12 protein-coding genes are annotated in these 14,385 nt (G+C 55.3%); 7 read left to right on the forward strand and 5 right to left on the reverse strand.

Features of this window, described 5'->3' with window-relative positions; all coding sequences use genetic code 11:
* Window positions 1–22 precede the first annotated feature (22 nt).
* The 4 genes from K325_RS0106190 to K325_RS0106205 all read left to right on the forward strand — a co-directional run bounded on the left by K325_RS0106190 (window position 23) and on the right by K325_RS0106205 (window position 3,957).
* On the forward strand, window positions 23–832 hold the full coding sequence (locus tag K325_RS0106190; RefSeq protein WP_036193149.1) for a class I SAM-dependent methyltransferase: 810 nt from the start codon (window positions 23–25) through the stop codon (window positions 830–832).
* Complete coding sequence (rnhA, locus tag K325_RS0106195; RefSeq protein ID WP_029653403.1) at window positions 832–1,275, forward strand: ribonuclease HI; 444 nt, start codon at window positions 832–834, stop codon at window positions 1,273–1,275. Before K325_RS0106190 ends, rnhA begins: the two co-directional genes overlap by 1 nt.
* Window positions 1,276–1,328: 53 nt before the next feature.
* Window positions 1,329–2,030, forward strand: a complete 702-nt coding sequence (gene dnaQ, locus K325_RS0106200) for a DNA polymerase III subunit epsilon (protein WP_029653404.1) — start codon at window positions 1,329–1,331, stop codon at window positions 2,028–2,030.
* A 220-nt stretch (window positions 2,031–2,250) separates the two neighbouring features.
* Window positions 2,251–3,957, forward strand: coding sequence for a FimL-related protein (locus K325_RS0106205; protein WP_029653405.1), 1,707 nt, complete (start codon window positions 2,251–2,253; stop codon window positions 3,955–3,957).
* A 76-nt stretch (window positions 3,958–4,033) separates the two neighbouring features.
* On the opposite strand, the gene K325_RS0106210 is transcribed toward K325_RS0106205, so the two are convergent.
* A complete protein-coding gene (locus K325_RS0106210) occupies window positions 4,034–4,348 on the reverse strand; it encodes an SCP2 sterol-binding domain-containing protein (protein WP_029653406.1) in 315 nt (104 codons plus the stop codon).
* Between the two features lie 238 nt (window positions 4,349–4,586).
* Here K325_RS0106210 and sohB point away from each other — a divergent pair, with 238 nt between their 5' ends.
* Window positions 4,587–5,648: a protease SohB gene (sohB, locus tag K325_RS0106215; protein ID WP_029653407.1), complete on the forward strand. Its 1,062-nt coding sequence runs from the start codon at window positions 4,587–4,589 to the stop codon at window positions 5,646–5,648.
* 48 nt (window positions 5,649–5,696) lie between these two features.
* Here sohB and K325_RS0106220 read toward each other — a convergent pair whose 3' ends face one another.
* The 4 genes from K325_RS0106220 to metH form a co-directional block, all read right to left on the reverse strand.
* A complete protein-coding gene (locus tag K325_RS0106220; protein ID WP_029653408.1) occupies window positions 5,697–6,203 on the reverse strand; it encodes a DUF934 domain-containing protein in 507 nt (168 codons plus the stop codon).
* A complete protein-coding gene (locus K325_RS0106225; protein ID WP_029653409.1) occupies window positions 6,196–7,848 on the reverse strand; it encodes a nitrite/sulfite reductase in 1,653 nt (550 codons plus the stop codon). The genes K325_RS0106220 and K325_RS0106225 overlap by 8 nt, the downstream gene beginning before the upstream one ends.
* 351 nt (window positions 7,849–8,199) lie before the next feature.
* Window positions 8,200–8,436: a DUF2970 domain-containing protein gene (locus K325_RS0106235; RefSeq protein WP_029653410.1), complete on the reverse strand. Its 237-nt coding sequence runs from the start codon at window positions 8,434–8,436 to the stop codon at window positions 8,200–8,202.
* A 15-nt stretch (window positions 8,437–8,451) separates the two neighbouring features.
* Window positions 8,452–12,150: a methionine synthase gene (gene metH / locus K325_RS0106240; RefSeq protein ID WP_029653411.1), complete on the reverse strand. Its 3,699-nt coding sequence runs from the start codon at window positions 12,148–12,150 to the stop codon at window positions 8,452–8,454.
* Between the two features lie 244 nt (window positions 12,151–12,394).
* Between metH and nfuA the strand changes: the two genes are divergently transcribed.
* Window positions 12,395–12,982: a Fe-S biogenesis protein NfuA gene (gene nfuA / locus K325_RS0106250; protein WP_029653412.1), complete on the forward strand. Its 588-nt coding sequence runs from the start codon at window positions 12,395–12,397 to the stop codon at window positions 12,980–12,982.
* 188 nt (window positions 12,983–13,170) lie between these two features.
* A complete protein-coding gene (locus tag K325_RS0106255; RefSeq protein WP_029653413.1) occupies window positions 13,171–14,382 on the forward strand; it encodes a DUF445 domain-containing protein in 1,212 nt (403 codons plus the stop codon).
* Window positions 14,383–14,385: the final 3 nt, after the last annotated feature.

Consider the following 14,385-nt stretch of genomic DNA (forward strand, 5'->3'; position numbering starts at 1 on the left):
AGCGAAGGAACAGGGGGCCAGAGTGGCAGGCAACGGCGTAATTGATTATTCAGTACGGCATGAGAGTTTTGAACGCTGGATTCAGACGCCTTTGGGGCGCGCGCTTCTGGCAAGCCAGCGGGCCGTTCTTGACCGGGAATTGTACGGTCTGACGGGAGCCAGACAACTCCAGGTTGGCTTGAGTCACCGACTGCCGCTGGCTAGTGGAACGGATTTCGCGCAGAAAATCATTACCTGTCCGGCGTGGCATGCCCACATGCCGGAAAGCGTTGCCGTTTGTGATTCTGATGAATTGCCTTTTCCGGGAGACTCCATGGACCTGGTGATTCTCCACCACGCAGCTGATTTCTCACCAGATCCGCACCAGGTACTGCGGGAATCTTCCAGGGTGCTTCGAGGCGAAGGCAGAATAGCATTGATTGGTTTTAATCCTTTTAGTCTTTGGGGCGCAAGGAAGCTGATCTTCAGGCATCGGCACGGGCCCTGGGGCGGGCGGATTTTAATGCGCTCGCGAATGGAGGACTGGCTAAGATTGCTGGGGTTTGAGCTCGAGAACAGTGGTACTTATTTCAGTACGCTTCCGGTACAGAAACCGGTTGGTAGCAGCCAAAGACGAGAGCGATTGTCGGTCCGGGGAACGGCGCATCTGCTTCCCACTGGGGCCTATTACTGTATCCTTGCCCGTAAACGGGAGTGTGCCCGGATCCGGACGAGCGCGCCGTGGCGTAAAAGCAAGGTGATTTCGTTGTCAGGGACAGTCGGTGTATCCAGTGGCTGTGCAGGCCACAGTTCTGGCCGGGTCGGCCGGGAGAGTTCAGAGCAGGAGCAGTAATGGCTGGAAAAGTTGTGATGTATACCGACGGAGCCTGTAAGGGGAATCCTGGCCCCGGAGGTTGGGGGGTGGTCCTGCGTTACGGTGACGCCTCCAAGACGATGCACGGTGGTGAACCGCAAACGACTAACAACAGAATGGAGCTGATGGCTGCCATTCGTGGCTTGCGGGCACTGACGCGCAGATGCGAAGTCGAACTGTATACAGATTCCCAGTATGTCCGCAAAGGCATTACGGAGTGGTTGCCTGGCTGGAAGCGCAATGGCTGGAAAACGGCTGCCAAAAAACCGGTGAAAAACGCTGACCTGTGGCAGGAGCTGGATACCGAGACGGGGCGTCATACCGTGAACTGGCACTGGGTAAAAGGGCATTCCGGCCATCCCGATAATGAGTTGGCTGACGAGCTCGCCAACAAGGGTGTCACCGAGCTGACCGGTTCCTGATAGCCGGTTACCTGTCGGATGATTCTGATTCAAGTTCTAAGAGTTGATTTGCCATGAGACAGATCGTACTGGATACCGAGACCACAGGTATTGATCCAAATGAAGGCCACCGGATTATCGAGATCGGTTGTGTCGAAGTTATTGAGCGGGAACTGACTGGCCGCAATTATCACGTTTATATCAACCCTGAGCGGGAGGTTGAAGCCGAAGCGATCACGGTCCACGGGATCACGAATGAGTTTCTGGCCGACAAGCCGAAATTTGCAGAGATTGCCGATGAGTTTTTTGATTTCATCAAAGGGGCAGAACTGGTCATCCATAACGCCGCGTTTGACGTGGGCTTTATGGACTCTGAGTTTGCCCGCCTAAAGCCGGTTCGTAAAACTGCTGATCATTGCGGGGTAGTGGATACGCTGGCAATTGCCCGCAAAAAACACCCGGGGCAGAAAAATAACCTGGATGCTTTGTGTAAGCGCTATGGTGTAGACAACTCAAATCGCGACTTGCACGGCGCGTTGTTGGATGCCGAGATCCTTGCCGACGTTTACCTGTTGATGACAGGTGGTCAAACCGCGTTGTCTCTGGATGCGGGTTCGGGAGATGAAGGTGGTATTGGTGGTATTCGGCGGCTTTCTGAAGACCGGCCGGCGCTGGCCATCGTCCATGCCAGTGACGAAGAAGTCTCGGCACACGATGAGTTTATGTCGATGATGGAGAAACAAGCCGGCGAAACCGTTTGGTCCAGATTACAGTGAGCAGAATGAGAACCAGGTCCGACTGTACCATTTGTTACATTCCGGGTTTCTTGAGCTACTTGAGTTTTGTGTTATAAGTAATGATAAGTTCGCCAGTTTTTTGCGAACCGTTCAGGCAAGGACAAGGAGTTGCCTGCCTGGGCTGGAAGGTCCTGCCTGTATGCAGGCTGCAGTTCACGAACAGGATGCGGTAGTCTCCGCAAATTAACAGGAAGCGTTTATGGTTCAATCGTCTCTGGCGACGAAATCGCAGTCGTTTGATCTGGTCAAAAGTGAAATAGAGCAGACCATCAAGCAGGCAGAATCCAGCCTTGAGCGCTTTCAGGAAAACCGCGAAAGTGGTGAAGACCTGCAGAACTGTGTCGATTATATCAACCAGCTTCGGGGCATATTTATTCTGGTTGAGCTTCGGGGCGGCACGCTCCTCTGCCAAGAGGCCGTGTATCTCGCCAACGACGTCCCGGTTGGGGCTAATGATGACAAGAATATCCTGTTGACCGCCCTGAACAGTGCCTTGTTCATACTCCGGCGTTACGTTGAGTACTATCATCAGCAGCGGGAAGATCACCCGGAGCTTTTGCTGCCGGTTATCAATGATCTCCGCGAGGCTCGCCGTGAGAAACCTTACCCGGAGTCTTGCTTCTTCGAGATTGATACGAAGGAGCGCCCGGATTTTTGTGGGGATCTGTCACTCAAGTCCCTGGATGAAGGGGACTCGGAATACGAAATACTGGCCCGAAGGATGCGCCTGACTTTTCAGGTCGCGCTTCTGGGCATCCTCCGTGATCGCAACGATACAGTCAGTAAAAAACTGATGGCGAGATCTGCACGGGGGCTGGCCCGATTGTGCCAGGGCGCTCCAATGGGGCAGATGTGGTGCCTGCTCGCCCTGGTTTCAGACACCATGCTCGATCGGGCAATGGGTTTTAATAAAGCCCGAAAACGCCTGCTGATGCGCATTGAGCGGTATGCCCGCGAAGTGGTCTATGTTGGCAAAGTAGCTACCGCCAAAGATGCCCCGGAGTCCCTGATCAAGGACCTCGTATATCTGCTGTACCGCAGCGGTTCGGCCAACCCGGAGGTTGCGCGGGTGCTTTCTGCCTACCGACTGGCTCCTGCGGAATTCCCGGATGCTATTCTTGAGGCCCATTCCCGCCGGCTTTATGGCCCGGGTGCGGATGTGCTCAAGTCGTTGTCGGAAGCGCTTCAGGAAGAATTGAATCAGCTTAAGGACAAGCTGGACATTATTGAGCGTGGCATCGAGCCGGACCTTGCGGAACTGGCCTCGATAGCCGATAGCCTGGAACGACTGGCCAATACGCTGGTGATGCTGGATCTGAGTCGGCTGGCTGGCATTTCTCGTGAAGAAGCTAAGAGGCTGCGCAAGTGGGAAGAGGAGAACCGGCTACCTGCCGAGGATGAACTCTATCGTCTTGCCGATTCCGTTCTGGGAGTTGAGGATGCGGTGATGCAGATTGTCACCCGGGGCATTACCTCCGAGACGGATGCCCTTGCGGGCGTTGAACGGAGCCGGGAAGAGTCTGTCTATCTGCAGGAGGCTGTCTGGGTGGTGGCTGATGAGGCCCGGAGTGCACTTACGCTGGCCAAGCGAGCCATTACAGCGTTCATCGAATCAGACTATGACAAACTTCATCTGGCAAATCTCCCGGGCACGCTGCGCAGTATCTGGGGTGGGTTGCAGATGGTGGATGATCCCATGGCGGCCGATGTCATAGCCCGGGTTGCAGCATCCATCCAGGATCAATTGCTGGATGCGCGTGAGGCACCGTCGCCCCAGGTTCTTGAGGCTCTTGCCGATGCGCTGACTTCTCTTGAGTATTACATTGAGGGGGTTGGGCGCCGGGAAGACCGGAATGTCGATTTGCTGAAGCTGGCCCAAAGCTCACTGGATGATGTCGGTTTGTGAGAGTAGCCTTAACGATGCATAAAAAAACCTGCGGATGACGCAGGTTTTTTTGTATCTGGCTGGACTGAGCCGGGAATTAACCCATGTTGAACAGTTCGCCCAGTTTGGTGGCCAGCATCATGTCGCCTTCTGCGCGCAGCTGGCCTGCCATGAATGCCTGCATGCCGTCGGTCTCGCCAGAAACGATGCCCTGCAGGGTTTCGGAGTTCATGATCAGGGTAACGGAAGGGTCGTCGTGTGCGCCGTCGTGCAGCTTGCAGCTGCCGTCGTTGATCACGAGGTGGTATGTTTTGTCGTCTTCAATGTCGAACTGGAAGACCAGGTCGAGGCCCTGTGCTGCGTCTGCGTTGAAGTTCTGTTCGAGTTTTTCAAATACCTGAGCTACAGACATTGTTTTACCCTTATTGGTGGTTGTCTTGTCATGTCATGTCATGGTGACGACTAGTGATCCCTGGCAAAGGCGCCGGTACAGCAGCCTGGGTAGCGCCAACCTCGCAATCCGACTTTATGGTTAGAGTGGGTTCGTGTCAAGCTTGATCGAACGCTTGTTTTAATTTTGCTGCGGGCTTATCACGCCTTGGCCAAGGCGGTACACTTCGTGGCTTGATAAACCGTGTGGAGACCGCATTTTGGAATTTCTGACCGAGTATGGCCTGTTCCTCGCAAAGGTGGCGACGTTTGTGGTGGCTGCGATAATTTTCGTGTCGATCATTCTGTCGGCAACCCAAAGGGACCGGGATGATCATGAGGGTGAGGGCGAGCTCAGAATTCGCAAGCTGAACGAGCAGTATCGGCGCTTGAAAGAGTCAATCGAAGCCAGGCTGATGACCGATGCAGAGCGCAAGGCCTGGGAGAAGAAAAAGAAGAAAGAGGAAAAGTCGGAAAAGAAGGCTGCAAAAAAACAGTCGGACACCGATGCCGAAGAGAGTGCTAAGGCCAGAATTTACGTGATTGATTTCGATGGCGACATCAAAGCAAGCGATACCGACACGTTGCGGCGTTCAGTTTCAGCGGTGTTAAGCGTCGCGAATCCTGAGACCGACGAAGTCGTGATCCGGTTGGAGAGCGGAGGAGGTCTGGTTCATGCCTATGGTCTGGCGTCCGCTCAGCTGGACCGCGTTCGGGCGAAAGGGGTAAAGCTGACGGCCTGCGTCGATAAGGTGGCAGCCAGTGGGGGCTACATGATGGCCTGTGTTGCGGACCGGATCGTTGCATCGCCATTTGCCGTACTGGGGTCCATCGGTGTTGTTGCGCAACTGCCCAATTTCCATCGCCTCCTTAAGAAGAATGACGTGGATTTTGAAGTTCTGACGGCGGGCGAACATAAGCGAACCTTGACCGTGTTTGGCGAAAACACCGACAAAGGCCGCCAGAAATTTCTGGAGGACCTTGAGGATACTCATGTTCTGTTCAAAGAGTATGTCGGGGAGCGTCGGCCGGATCTGGATATACAGGCAGTGGCCAATGGTGATATCTGGTTTGGTAAGCGGGCTCTTGAAGTGAAGCTTATTGATGAAATCAAAACGTCCGATGAGTATCTCATTGAAGCCTGTGAGCGTGGCGACGTTGTTGCTGTGTCGTTCCAGCGCAAAAGGTCGTTGCCAGAAAAGCTGGGGTTGGCAACCAGTGCGGCACTGGAGCATACAATCTGGAAAGTGTTAAGCGCGTTCCGGAATCAGAAAATTCAGTGACGTGGGAGAAGCACCGGTGCATGATGGCTCATGCGCCGGTGCTCCGGCTCACGAGGCCCGTCGACGGAACAGGGGCTGGTTCGTATCGGTCGCGGCCTGGTATGTCTGAGAGAAAAAGTTAAGACACTTCGCCGCCTTCGCAGTGTCTTTGTCTGAGCGCAAGGCATAGCTGTCAAAACCACAACGCTTCATGAACTGCAGCTGGTCCAGGAGGACATCGCCGATGGCTCGAAGTTCTCCGTGGTATTCGAAGCGCTCCCGCAAAAGCCGGCCAATACTGTAGCCGCGGCCATCCACAAATCGTGGAAAGTTCACCGCTATCAATGGCAGCTCTGCCACTTTTCCGGCAAGTAATTCCGGCTCATCATGGCTGTCAAACCAGACGCCGATCTTTGCATTGCCGGCAAAGTGCTCATAGCCGGCCAGCCACAGATCAACGGGGATCAATGCAGGGGTGTTGGCCGGGATGTCGATCGACTCTCCTGCCACAGGGCGGGGTACCACGACCCAGTCGTCATTACGAATTGTGCCGTCAGCGGCAATTACATCAGGCATATACCCGCTCCTTGAATGGGTCCAGGCCCACCCGGCGATAGGTGTCCAGGAAGGTTTCTTCTTCGGTCCGGTTTTCCACGTAAACGTTAATCAGCTTGGAGATCACGTCTGGCATTTCGTTGCGGGCGAAGGAGGGGCCGAGAATCTTGCCAATGGTGGCATCATGGTGCGATGACCCGCCGAGACTGATCTGGTAAAACTCTTCACCTTTTTTGTCGACGCCGAGCACCCCGATATTGCCTACGTGGTGATGACCACAGGCATTCATGCATCCCGAAATGTTCAGATCGATAGGGCCGAGATCGTACAGGTAATCCAGGTTGTCGAAACGACGCTGAATTGCCTCCGCAACCGGAATCGACTTGGCGTTGGCCAGGGCGCAGAAATCGCCTCCGGGACAACAGATAACATCATTCAATGTATTCAGGTTGGCCGTGGCAAACCCCAGAGGGATCAGCTTCTGCCAGAGCTCGTGGAGCCGGTCCTGGCGAACATCCGCGAGGACAACGTTCTGTTCATGGGTTGCCCTCGCTTCACCGTAGCTGTACTCATCGGCAAGCTCGGCGATCTGTTCGAGCTGCACATCGGTTACATCTCCCGGTGGCGTACCGGTTTTCTTCAGGGTGAGGGTGACGATGGCGTACCCGGGCTTTTTATGCTCGTTGACGTTGTGGGTGAGCCATTTGTCGAATTCGCGATTCTCGAAACGCTGGCTCGCGAGCAGGTCGGTCGCGTTGGTCAGCGTTTCGTAGGCGGGCTCAGTGAAGTAACTCTGGAATCGGGTAACCACGTCCTGTGTGAGGCGAGATGGCGAGTTTTTGATATGAGCCCACTCATTTTCGACTTTCTCGGCAAACCCTTCGGGGCTGAGCGCCTTGACCAGTATCTTGATACGGGCCTTGAATTTGTTGTCGCGACGTCCATAACGGTTGTAGACCCGGACGATGGCTTCGAGGTAAGTCAGCAGGTCGAGTTCCGGCAGAAACTCACGAATGACAGGCCCAACCATGGGGGTGCGGCCCAGTCCGCCACCAACGTGCACCTTGAACCCAAGCTCGCCCTGATCATTGCGCGTGAGTTGCAAGCCGATGTCGTGTACACGAATGGCGGCGCGGTCGGTCTTCTCGGAGGCGTTCACGGCAATTTTGAACTTTCTTGGCAGAAACGCAAACTCCGGATGGAACGTCGACCACTGGCGGATGATTTCGCAGTAAGGGCGGGGGTCTGCAATCTCGTCTACCTGAACGCCGGAGAACGGGTCGGTTGTGGTGTTTCGAATGCAGTTGCCGCTGGTCTGGTTGGCATGCATTTCAACTTCAGCCAGTTCGCCCAGAATGTCTGGAACATCTTCCAGGTTTGGCCAGTTCAACTGAAGGTTTGTGCGCGTGGTGAAGTGAGCGTAGCCCTTGTCATAGTCCCGGGTGATCCGGGCCAACCGGCGAAGTTGCTCGGACCGGAGCATTCCATAAGGAATGCAGATGCGAAGCATCGGCGCAAGACGTTGGACGTAGAGTCCATTCTGGAGCCGAAGGGGGAGAAATTCCTCTTCGGACAGTTCGCCGGCGAGGGCGCGCTCGGTCTGGTCCCGGAACTGGGCGACACGCTCTGCGGCAATTTGCCGATCGTGCTCATCATAAACGTACATAGTGGAACGTCCTGCCTGCTGCATCAGAAAAGCTCAAGTTCTGGCCGGGTTTCATAGACCCGGCCTTATTCCTGCGAGGCAGGATACCACTGAGTTTTTATTCTCAAAATGATTATTTCAACATAACATTATCGATTGAGGTGATAAGGCGGGGGCAGGCTACTGGACGAATATCAATTTGCTGCTTTACTTGGATTGAGTGCAGAAAAACAAAATCGGCAGGCAGCAGCAGGGAGAGTCGGAACCATGAAAAAATCGGTACATTCAGACAGTCAGGCAGACGCTGTAGCAGCTGTGTTGCTGGTGTTTCTCGCGGTTGGATTCGCCGTGGTTTGGGTTGCCGGGCAATAACTACTGCCCGGACAGAACCACCTGTACAACGAGAATCAGTGCCCCAACGAAGCCTGTGGTGAACAGGATGCCCGCGATGATGTAGGGCCAGGGGCTATGGTGTGAGAAGTCTTCGCGGCGGCGTTTATCAGACTGAACGCCAAATGCGCCGGCCAGAATGCTTTGCATGATCCTGAGCACCCCCGGGGTCCGGGGGGGCTGTTGGTGACGATTGTTGTTATCGGTTGTGTCACTCATGGTGTCCGCCTCAGGTTATTCGGCCGGATCATACGCCAGGCTGGGCATGAGCCAGCGTTCGGCCTCTGCTTTGGAAAGTCCTTTGCGTTCAGCATAGTCCTCAACCTGATCAACGCCAATTTTGCCGACGGCAAAGTACTTGGATTCCGGATGCGCAAAGTACCAGCCGGATACCGCTGCCGTCGGATACATGGCAAAGTGCTCGGTCAGCTGGAGGCTGGTGTTTGCTGTGGCATCCAAGAGGCTGAACAGTGTGGCCTTTTCCGTGTGGTCTGGGCAGGCAGGATAGCCAGGTGCCGGCCGGATGCCGCGGTAGCGTTCTTTGATCAGATCGTCGTTGGTCATCTGTTCATCGGTTGCGTACCCCCAGAACTCCTTGCGCACCCGCTCATGCATGCACTCGGCAAATGCCTCGGCCAGCCGGTCGGCAAGCGCCTGAACCATGATTGCGCTGTAATCATCATGAGCCTTCTTGAATTCTTCGGTCAGCTCATCCACGCCGATCCCGGTCGTTACGGCAAATCCTCCAACGTAGTCTTTCTGATGGCTGTCTTCTGGTGCGACAAAATCCGACAGCGCCATCATTGGCTTGCCCGGGGCTTTTTCATCCTGTTGGCGCAGGTGGTGCAGCGTGCCCCGCTCTTCGGTCCGGGATTCATCGGTATACACCACAACGTCATCCCCGCGGCGGTTGGCCGGCCAGAAGCCGATCACGCCTTTAGCCGTGATTCGTTTCTCCGCGATCATCCGTTTCAGCAGTACCTGGGCGTCTTCAAACAGGGTGCGGGCAGCCTCGCCTCGTTTCGGATCGTCAAAGATGGTCGGGTATTTGCCCGCGATGTCCCAGGAGATGAAGAACGGCGTCCAGTCGATGTAGTCCACCAGTTCGTTCAGGTCATAGTTCTCGAACGCTCTGACGCCGGTAAAGGCTGGAGCCGGAGGCTGGTAGTTCTCGAAGTCGATCTTTGGCGCACGGGCGCGGGCTTCGGTCAGTGACACCAGTTTGGTACGGTCGCCACGGTTCTTCCGGCGTTCCCGAATCTCGTCATATTCGGTTCGTGCCGCCTCTACAAAAGCTGGCTTGGCGGTTTTGCTGAGCAGTTGTGAGGCTACGTTCACGCATCGCGAGGCGTCAGACACATACAGGGCGATGTCGTTCTTGTATTGGGGTTCGATCTTAACCGCTGTATGAGCTTTTGAGGTGGTGGCACCGCCGATCATCAGGGGAATCTGGAAATCCAGCCTCTGCATTTCGCGGGCAACGTGAACCATTTCATCCAGCGACGGTGTGATCAGGCCGCTGAGGCCAATGATGTCGACATTTTCTTTCCTGGCGGTCTCCAGAATCTTGTCGCAGGGCACCATGACGCCCATGTCGATGACTTCATAGTTGTTGCATTGCAGCACTACACCCACAATGTTTTTGCCGATGTCGTGAACATCGCCTTTGACCGTGGCCATCAGTATCTTGCCTTTGGCCTGCTGGTCTTCGCTTTTTTCCGCTTCAATGTAGGGGATGAGGTAAGCCACAGCCTGCTTCATAACCCGAGCGCTTTTGACCACCTGCGGAAGGAACATTTTTCCATCCCCGAACAGGTCGCCAACAACGTTCATGCCGTCCATCAGAGGACCTTCAATCACCTCAATGGGGCGGCTGGCGTTCTGGCGACAGGCTTCGGTGTCCTCGGTAATGTAGTTTGTTATCCCTTTGACGAGGGCGTGTTCCAGACGTTTTTCCACCGGCCATTCGCGCCAGGCGAGGTCTTCTTCCTGTGTCTTTCCGCCTTTACCTTTGAACTGTTCGGCGGCTTCGAGGAGCCTGTCCGTCGCATCGTCCCGGCGGTTAAGCACAACATCTTCTACCAGGGCCTTCAGGCCAGGCTCAATCTCATCGTAGATCACCAGTTGGCCGGGGTTGACGATCCCCATGTTCATGCCTGCTTTGATGGCGTGATACAGAAACACGGAGTGGATTGCCTCCCGAACGGCATCATTGCCCCGGAAGGAGAAAGACACGTTGCTGACGCCCCCGGAAATGGACGCATAGGGCAGGTTTTCCCGAATCCAGCGTGTGGCGTTGATGAAGTCCACGGCGTAGTTGTTGTGTTCTTCGATGCCGGTGGCAATCGCGAAGATATTCGGATCAAAGATGATGTCGCCGGGATTGAAGCCAATGCCGACCAGTACATCGTAAGACCGCTTGCAGATTTCTGTTTTACGCCTGAAAGTATCAGCCTGACCTTGCTCATCGAATGCCATGACAACAACGGCAGCGCCGTAACGCATACAGTCTTTCGCGCGCTTGATGAACTCCTCTTCGCCTTCCTTCAGGCTGATCGAGTTGACCACCGCCTTGCCCTGAATGCAGCGCAGGCCTGCTTCAATCACGTCCCATTTGGAAGAGTCGATCATGATGGGGACGCGGGAGATGTCGGGCTCTGAGGCAACCAGGTTCAGGAACGTCACCATCACGTCCTGAGAATCCAGCATGCCTTCGTCCATATTGATGTCGATGACCTGAGCGCCGTTCTCTACCTGGTCACGGGCCACGCTGAGCGCTTCTTCGTACTGTTCTTCCTTGATCAGCCGGAGGAATCGTTTAGAACCGGTTACGTTGGTGCGTTCGCCAACGTTAATAAACAGGGTGTTCTCATCTCCGGTAAATGGTTCAAGCCCCGACAGTCTCAGCGCCTTTGGGCGCTCTGGAATCTTTCGTGGTGGGTATTTGGATACCGCTTTGGCCACGGCCTCGATGTGGTCCGGGCGAGAGCCGCAGCAGCCGCCAATAATGTTCAGAAAACCATCTTTGGCAAAGCCTTCGATGATGTCGGCCATTTCTTCGGGGGTCTGATCGTACTCGCCGAATTCGTTCGGGAGCCCCGCGTTTGGATGGGCTGAAACGTAGGTCTCGGCCTTGGCGGATAGTTCCTCGATGTACGGCCGCAGAGCATCGGCACCCAAGGCGCAGTTGAGACCCACGGAAATCGGTCTGGCGTGGGCTATGGAATTGTAGAAGGCCTCGGTGGTCTGCCCGGAAAGGGTCCGGCCAGAGGCATCGGTAATGGTGCCTGAGATCATGATGGGCAGCTCAATACCGCTGTCGATAAAGAACTGCTGGGTGGCGTAAATGGCGGCCTTGGCATTCAGGGTATCGAATATGGTTTCGATCAGGATCAGGTCTGAGCCACCTTCTACAAGGCCTGAGACCGACTCATAGTAATTGTCTACGAGGGTTTGGAAGTCGACGTTCCGAAAACCGGGGTTGTTCACGTCTGGCGAAAGGGAAGCGGTACGGGAGGTAGGGCCGACCGCACCGGCAACAAACCTGGGCTTGCCCGGATTTCTCCGGGTAAACTCGTCGGCAACCTGCCGTGCCAGTTGTGCTGATGCAACGTTCAGTTCTCTTGCCAGTGATTCCATGCCGTAGTCGGCCTGGGACAATTGAGTGGAGTTGAACGTGTTGGTTTCGATGATGTCCGCGCCGGCATCCAGGTAATCGGCGTGGATGCCGCGCAACAGGGCTGGCTGGGTGAGGCTCAGCAGATCGTTATTGCCCTGAACCTCGCGCTCGTAATCTTTGAACCGATCGCCCCGGAATGCGGCTTCATCCAGTTTCTGGTTCTGGATCATGGTGCCCATGCCACCATCAAGAATCAAAATGCGTTCCTTGAGAGCTTGCTGCAGCAGTTCCAGGCGTTTTTTACGATCGGTCATAGGAAACTCATCCGGGTGTCGTTATTAACGGCGTGTTTTTCGTTGTGGCGCGGGATCATAGCAAAAATGCGGTAAGTCGTCTTAGTACGGATGATCATTATCAAGTAACGCTCCGGCCACCTGTGCCAGGGCCGCGCATAAGGGAAACTGATTACCGATTTAAAGCCCGACTATTTTACTTGGTCTTTTATGTTTCGGCGATCTCTCATAAAATGTTAACCAAACTTGAAAACAGGTAGGAAGCATGGCTCTGGTAACTGTGACTGATTCCGCAAGGGACTATCTTGCGCAACTGATTGAAAAGCAGGATGTAGAAGGCATGGGGGTGCGTATTTTTGTCACCCAGCCCGGTACCCGCAACGCAGAAACCTGTCTGGCATACTGTCCTCCCAACGAGGTAGTGCCAACAGACGAGCAGGTCGACCTGGAGAAGTTTACGCTGTATCTGGATCACAATTCCGTGCCGTTTCTGGAAGACGCCTACGTCGATTACTCCAAGGACCAGATGGGTGGGCAGCTCACCATCAAAGCGCCCAATGCCAAGGTGCCCCAGGTGGCTGACGATGCGCCGTTGCCGGATCGTGTGAACTATGTGCTCGCCTCGGAAATCAATCCCAACCTGGCGGCCCATGGCGGAGACGTTTCGCTGGTTGAAATCGTCGAAGAGTCGGTTGCTGTGCTGCGTTTCGGGGGTGGTTGCCAGGGCTGCTCGGCGGTGAGTCTGACCCTTAAGCAAGGGGTTGAGAAAACGCTCAAAGAGCGCGTCCCCGAGATCTCTGCTGTGCGCGACGTGACGGACCACTCGAATACAGAAAACGCCTATTATCAGTAAGTTGCTCTCCTTGTTCGGCAGCCTCTGCGCTCTGCGTGGCTGCCGCAATCACCCGTCAATTCTGGCGGAACGGCCAATGGTCTTTTTGCAGCGTTCCTTCATCATCCCCGCCTGTAAACCGAACCGGAGCCCGGTAAGTCCCAGGGCTCTGTGAGCGAACGAACGCTTTTTGATTTCCGGGGTAATGCTTGACTGACCTTACGCTTGTGTCCGTGCCACTCATGGCGGCCGTCGTGGGCTGGTTCACAAACTGGCTGGCCATCCAGATGTCTTTCCATCCGGTGCGTTTTATGGGGGTGGGGGTTATCGGCTGGCAGGGGGTCATTCCCCGCAAGGCGGAAAAGATGGCTCACATCTGCATTGACCGGACGTTGCAGAAGTTCGGGGATCTCAACTCGGTCTATCAGAAACTCGAACCCAATCGCATCGTCGAGCAGGTGGTCGCGCAGGTGACGCCACGGATGGACGAGTACATTGACGAGATCATGTATGAAATTCAGCCCGTCTTGTGGGACAACCTGCCCTTGTTTGTCCGGGCGCGAATATACCAGTGGGCGCGCCAACAACTGCCTGGCCGGGTTGAAGAGCTGGTTGAGGATTTCGGAGCGGATCTGGATGAGCTGGTTGATCTCAAGGCATTGCTGAGCCGGGAACTGCAGAATCATCCGGACCTGATGAACCGTATTTTCCAGCAGGCAGGTGCCGTTGAACTTCGTTCTGTGATTAACCGGGGCGCAGTAATCGGCGCTTTGATGGGTGCCGTGCTGGCGCCTGCAGCGGTGCTTTACCCGCAACCCTGGCTGTTGCCTGTGGGCGGTTTTGTTATCGGCTTTATCACCAACTGGATTGCCATCAACCTGATTTTCGCTCCGGTGCGCCCGCGCCGTGTGTTGTTCTGGCGATTGCAGGGGCTGTTCCTCAGGCGGCAGGAAGAGATCAGTGATACCTGGGCCCGCCTGGTTGCCGAAGAGCTGATTACTGTAGAGAAGGTTGCCGACGCCATGATCAATGGCCGTCATGGGGAACGAACCCGCGCCATCCTCCAGAAACACCTTCGCCCGATGCTTGATAATTCGTTGGTCATGAAGCTGGCGGCGCAGGTTTCTGTTGGAATGACCGGGTATACAGAGCTGAAACGGGTGATGAATCAGAAGGCGGTTCTGGCGACGCGGGATGTGTTCAGCGATCCTGCGTTTAACCGGGAGCGTGCTCCGGTCGTTGCCAGTGTGCTGGCGGGGCAGATGAAGGCGCTTCGCCCCGAAGAGTTTCAGGATATCCTGCGGCCAGCATTCCGGGAGGAAGAGGTTCAGTTGATGTTCGTTGGCGGCCTGTTCGGAGCGGTCGCTGGCTTGGCCCAGTTTTTGGTTATGGCGGGGTTGCCGTTCGCGATAATGGGCTGAAAC

Source organism: Marinobacter daepoensis DSM 16072, from assembly GCF_000421165.1.
Taxonomy (GTDB): Bacteria; Pseudomonadota; Gammaproteobacteria; order Pseudomonadales; family Oleiphilaceae; genus Marinobacter; species Marinobacter daepoensis.

Bases quoted from the DNA above. Each gene is read 5' to 3' on its own strand.
- rnhA (WP_029653403.1), top strand. From the start codon at position 832: ATGGCTGGAAAAGTTGTGATGTATACCGACGGAGCCTGTAAGGGGAAT.
- dnaQ (WP_029653404.1), top strand. From the start codon at position 1,329: ATGAGACAGATCGTACTGGATACCGAGACCACAGGTATTGATCCAAAT.
- K325_RS0106205 (WP_029653405.1), top strand. From the start codon at position 2,251: ATGGTTCAATCGTCTCTGGCGACGAAATCGCAGTCGTTTGATCTGGTC.
- K325_RS0106210 (WP_029653406.1), bottom strand. From the start codon at position 4,348: ATGTCTGTAGCTCAGGTATTTGAAAAACTCGAACAGAACTTCAACGCA.
- K325_RS0106220 (WP_029653408.1), bottom strand. From the start codon at position 6,203: ATGCCTGATGTAATTGCCGCTGACGGCACAATTCGTAATGACGACTGG.
- K325_RS0106225 (WP_029653409.1), bottom strand. From the start codon at position 7,848: ATGTACGTTTATGATGAGCACGATCGGCAAATTGCCGCAGAGCGTGTC.
- K325_RS0106235 (WP_029653410.1), bottom strand. From the start codon at position 8,436: ATGAGTGACACAACCGATAACAACAATCGTCACCAACAGCCCCCCCGG.
- metH (WP_029653411.1), bottom strand. From the start codon at position 12,150: ATGACCGATCGTAAAAAACGCCTGGAACTGCTGCAGCAAGCTCTCAAG.
- nfuA (WP_029653412.1), top strand. From the start codon at position 12,395: ATGGCTCTGGTAACTGTGACTGATTCCGCAAGGGACTATCTTGCGCAA.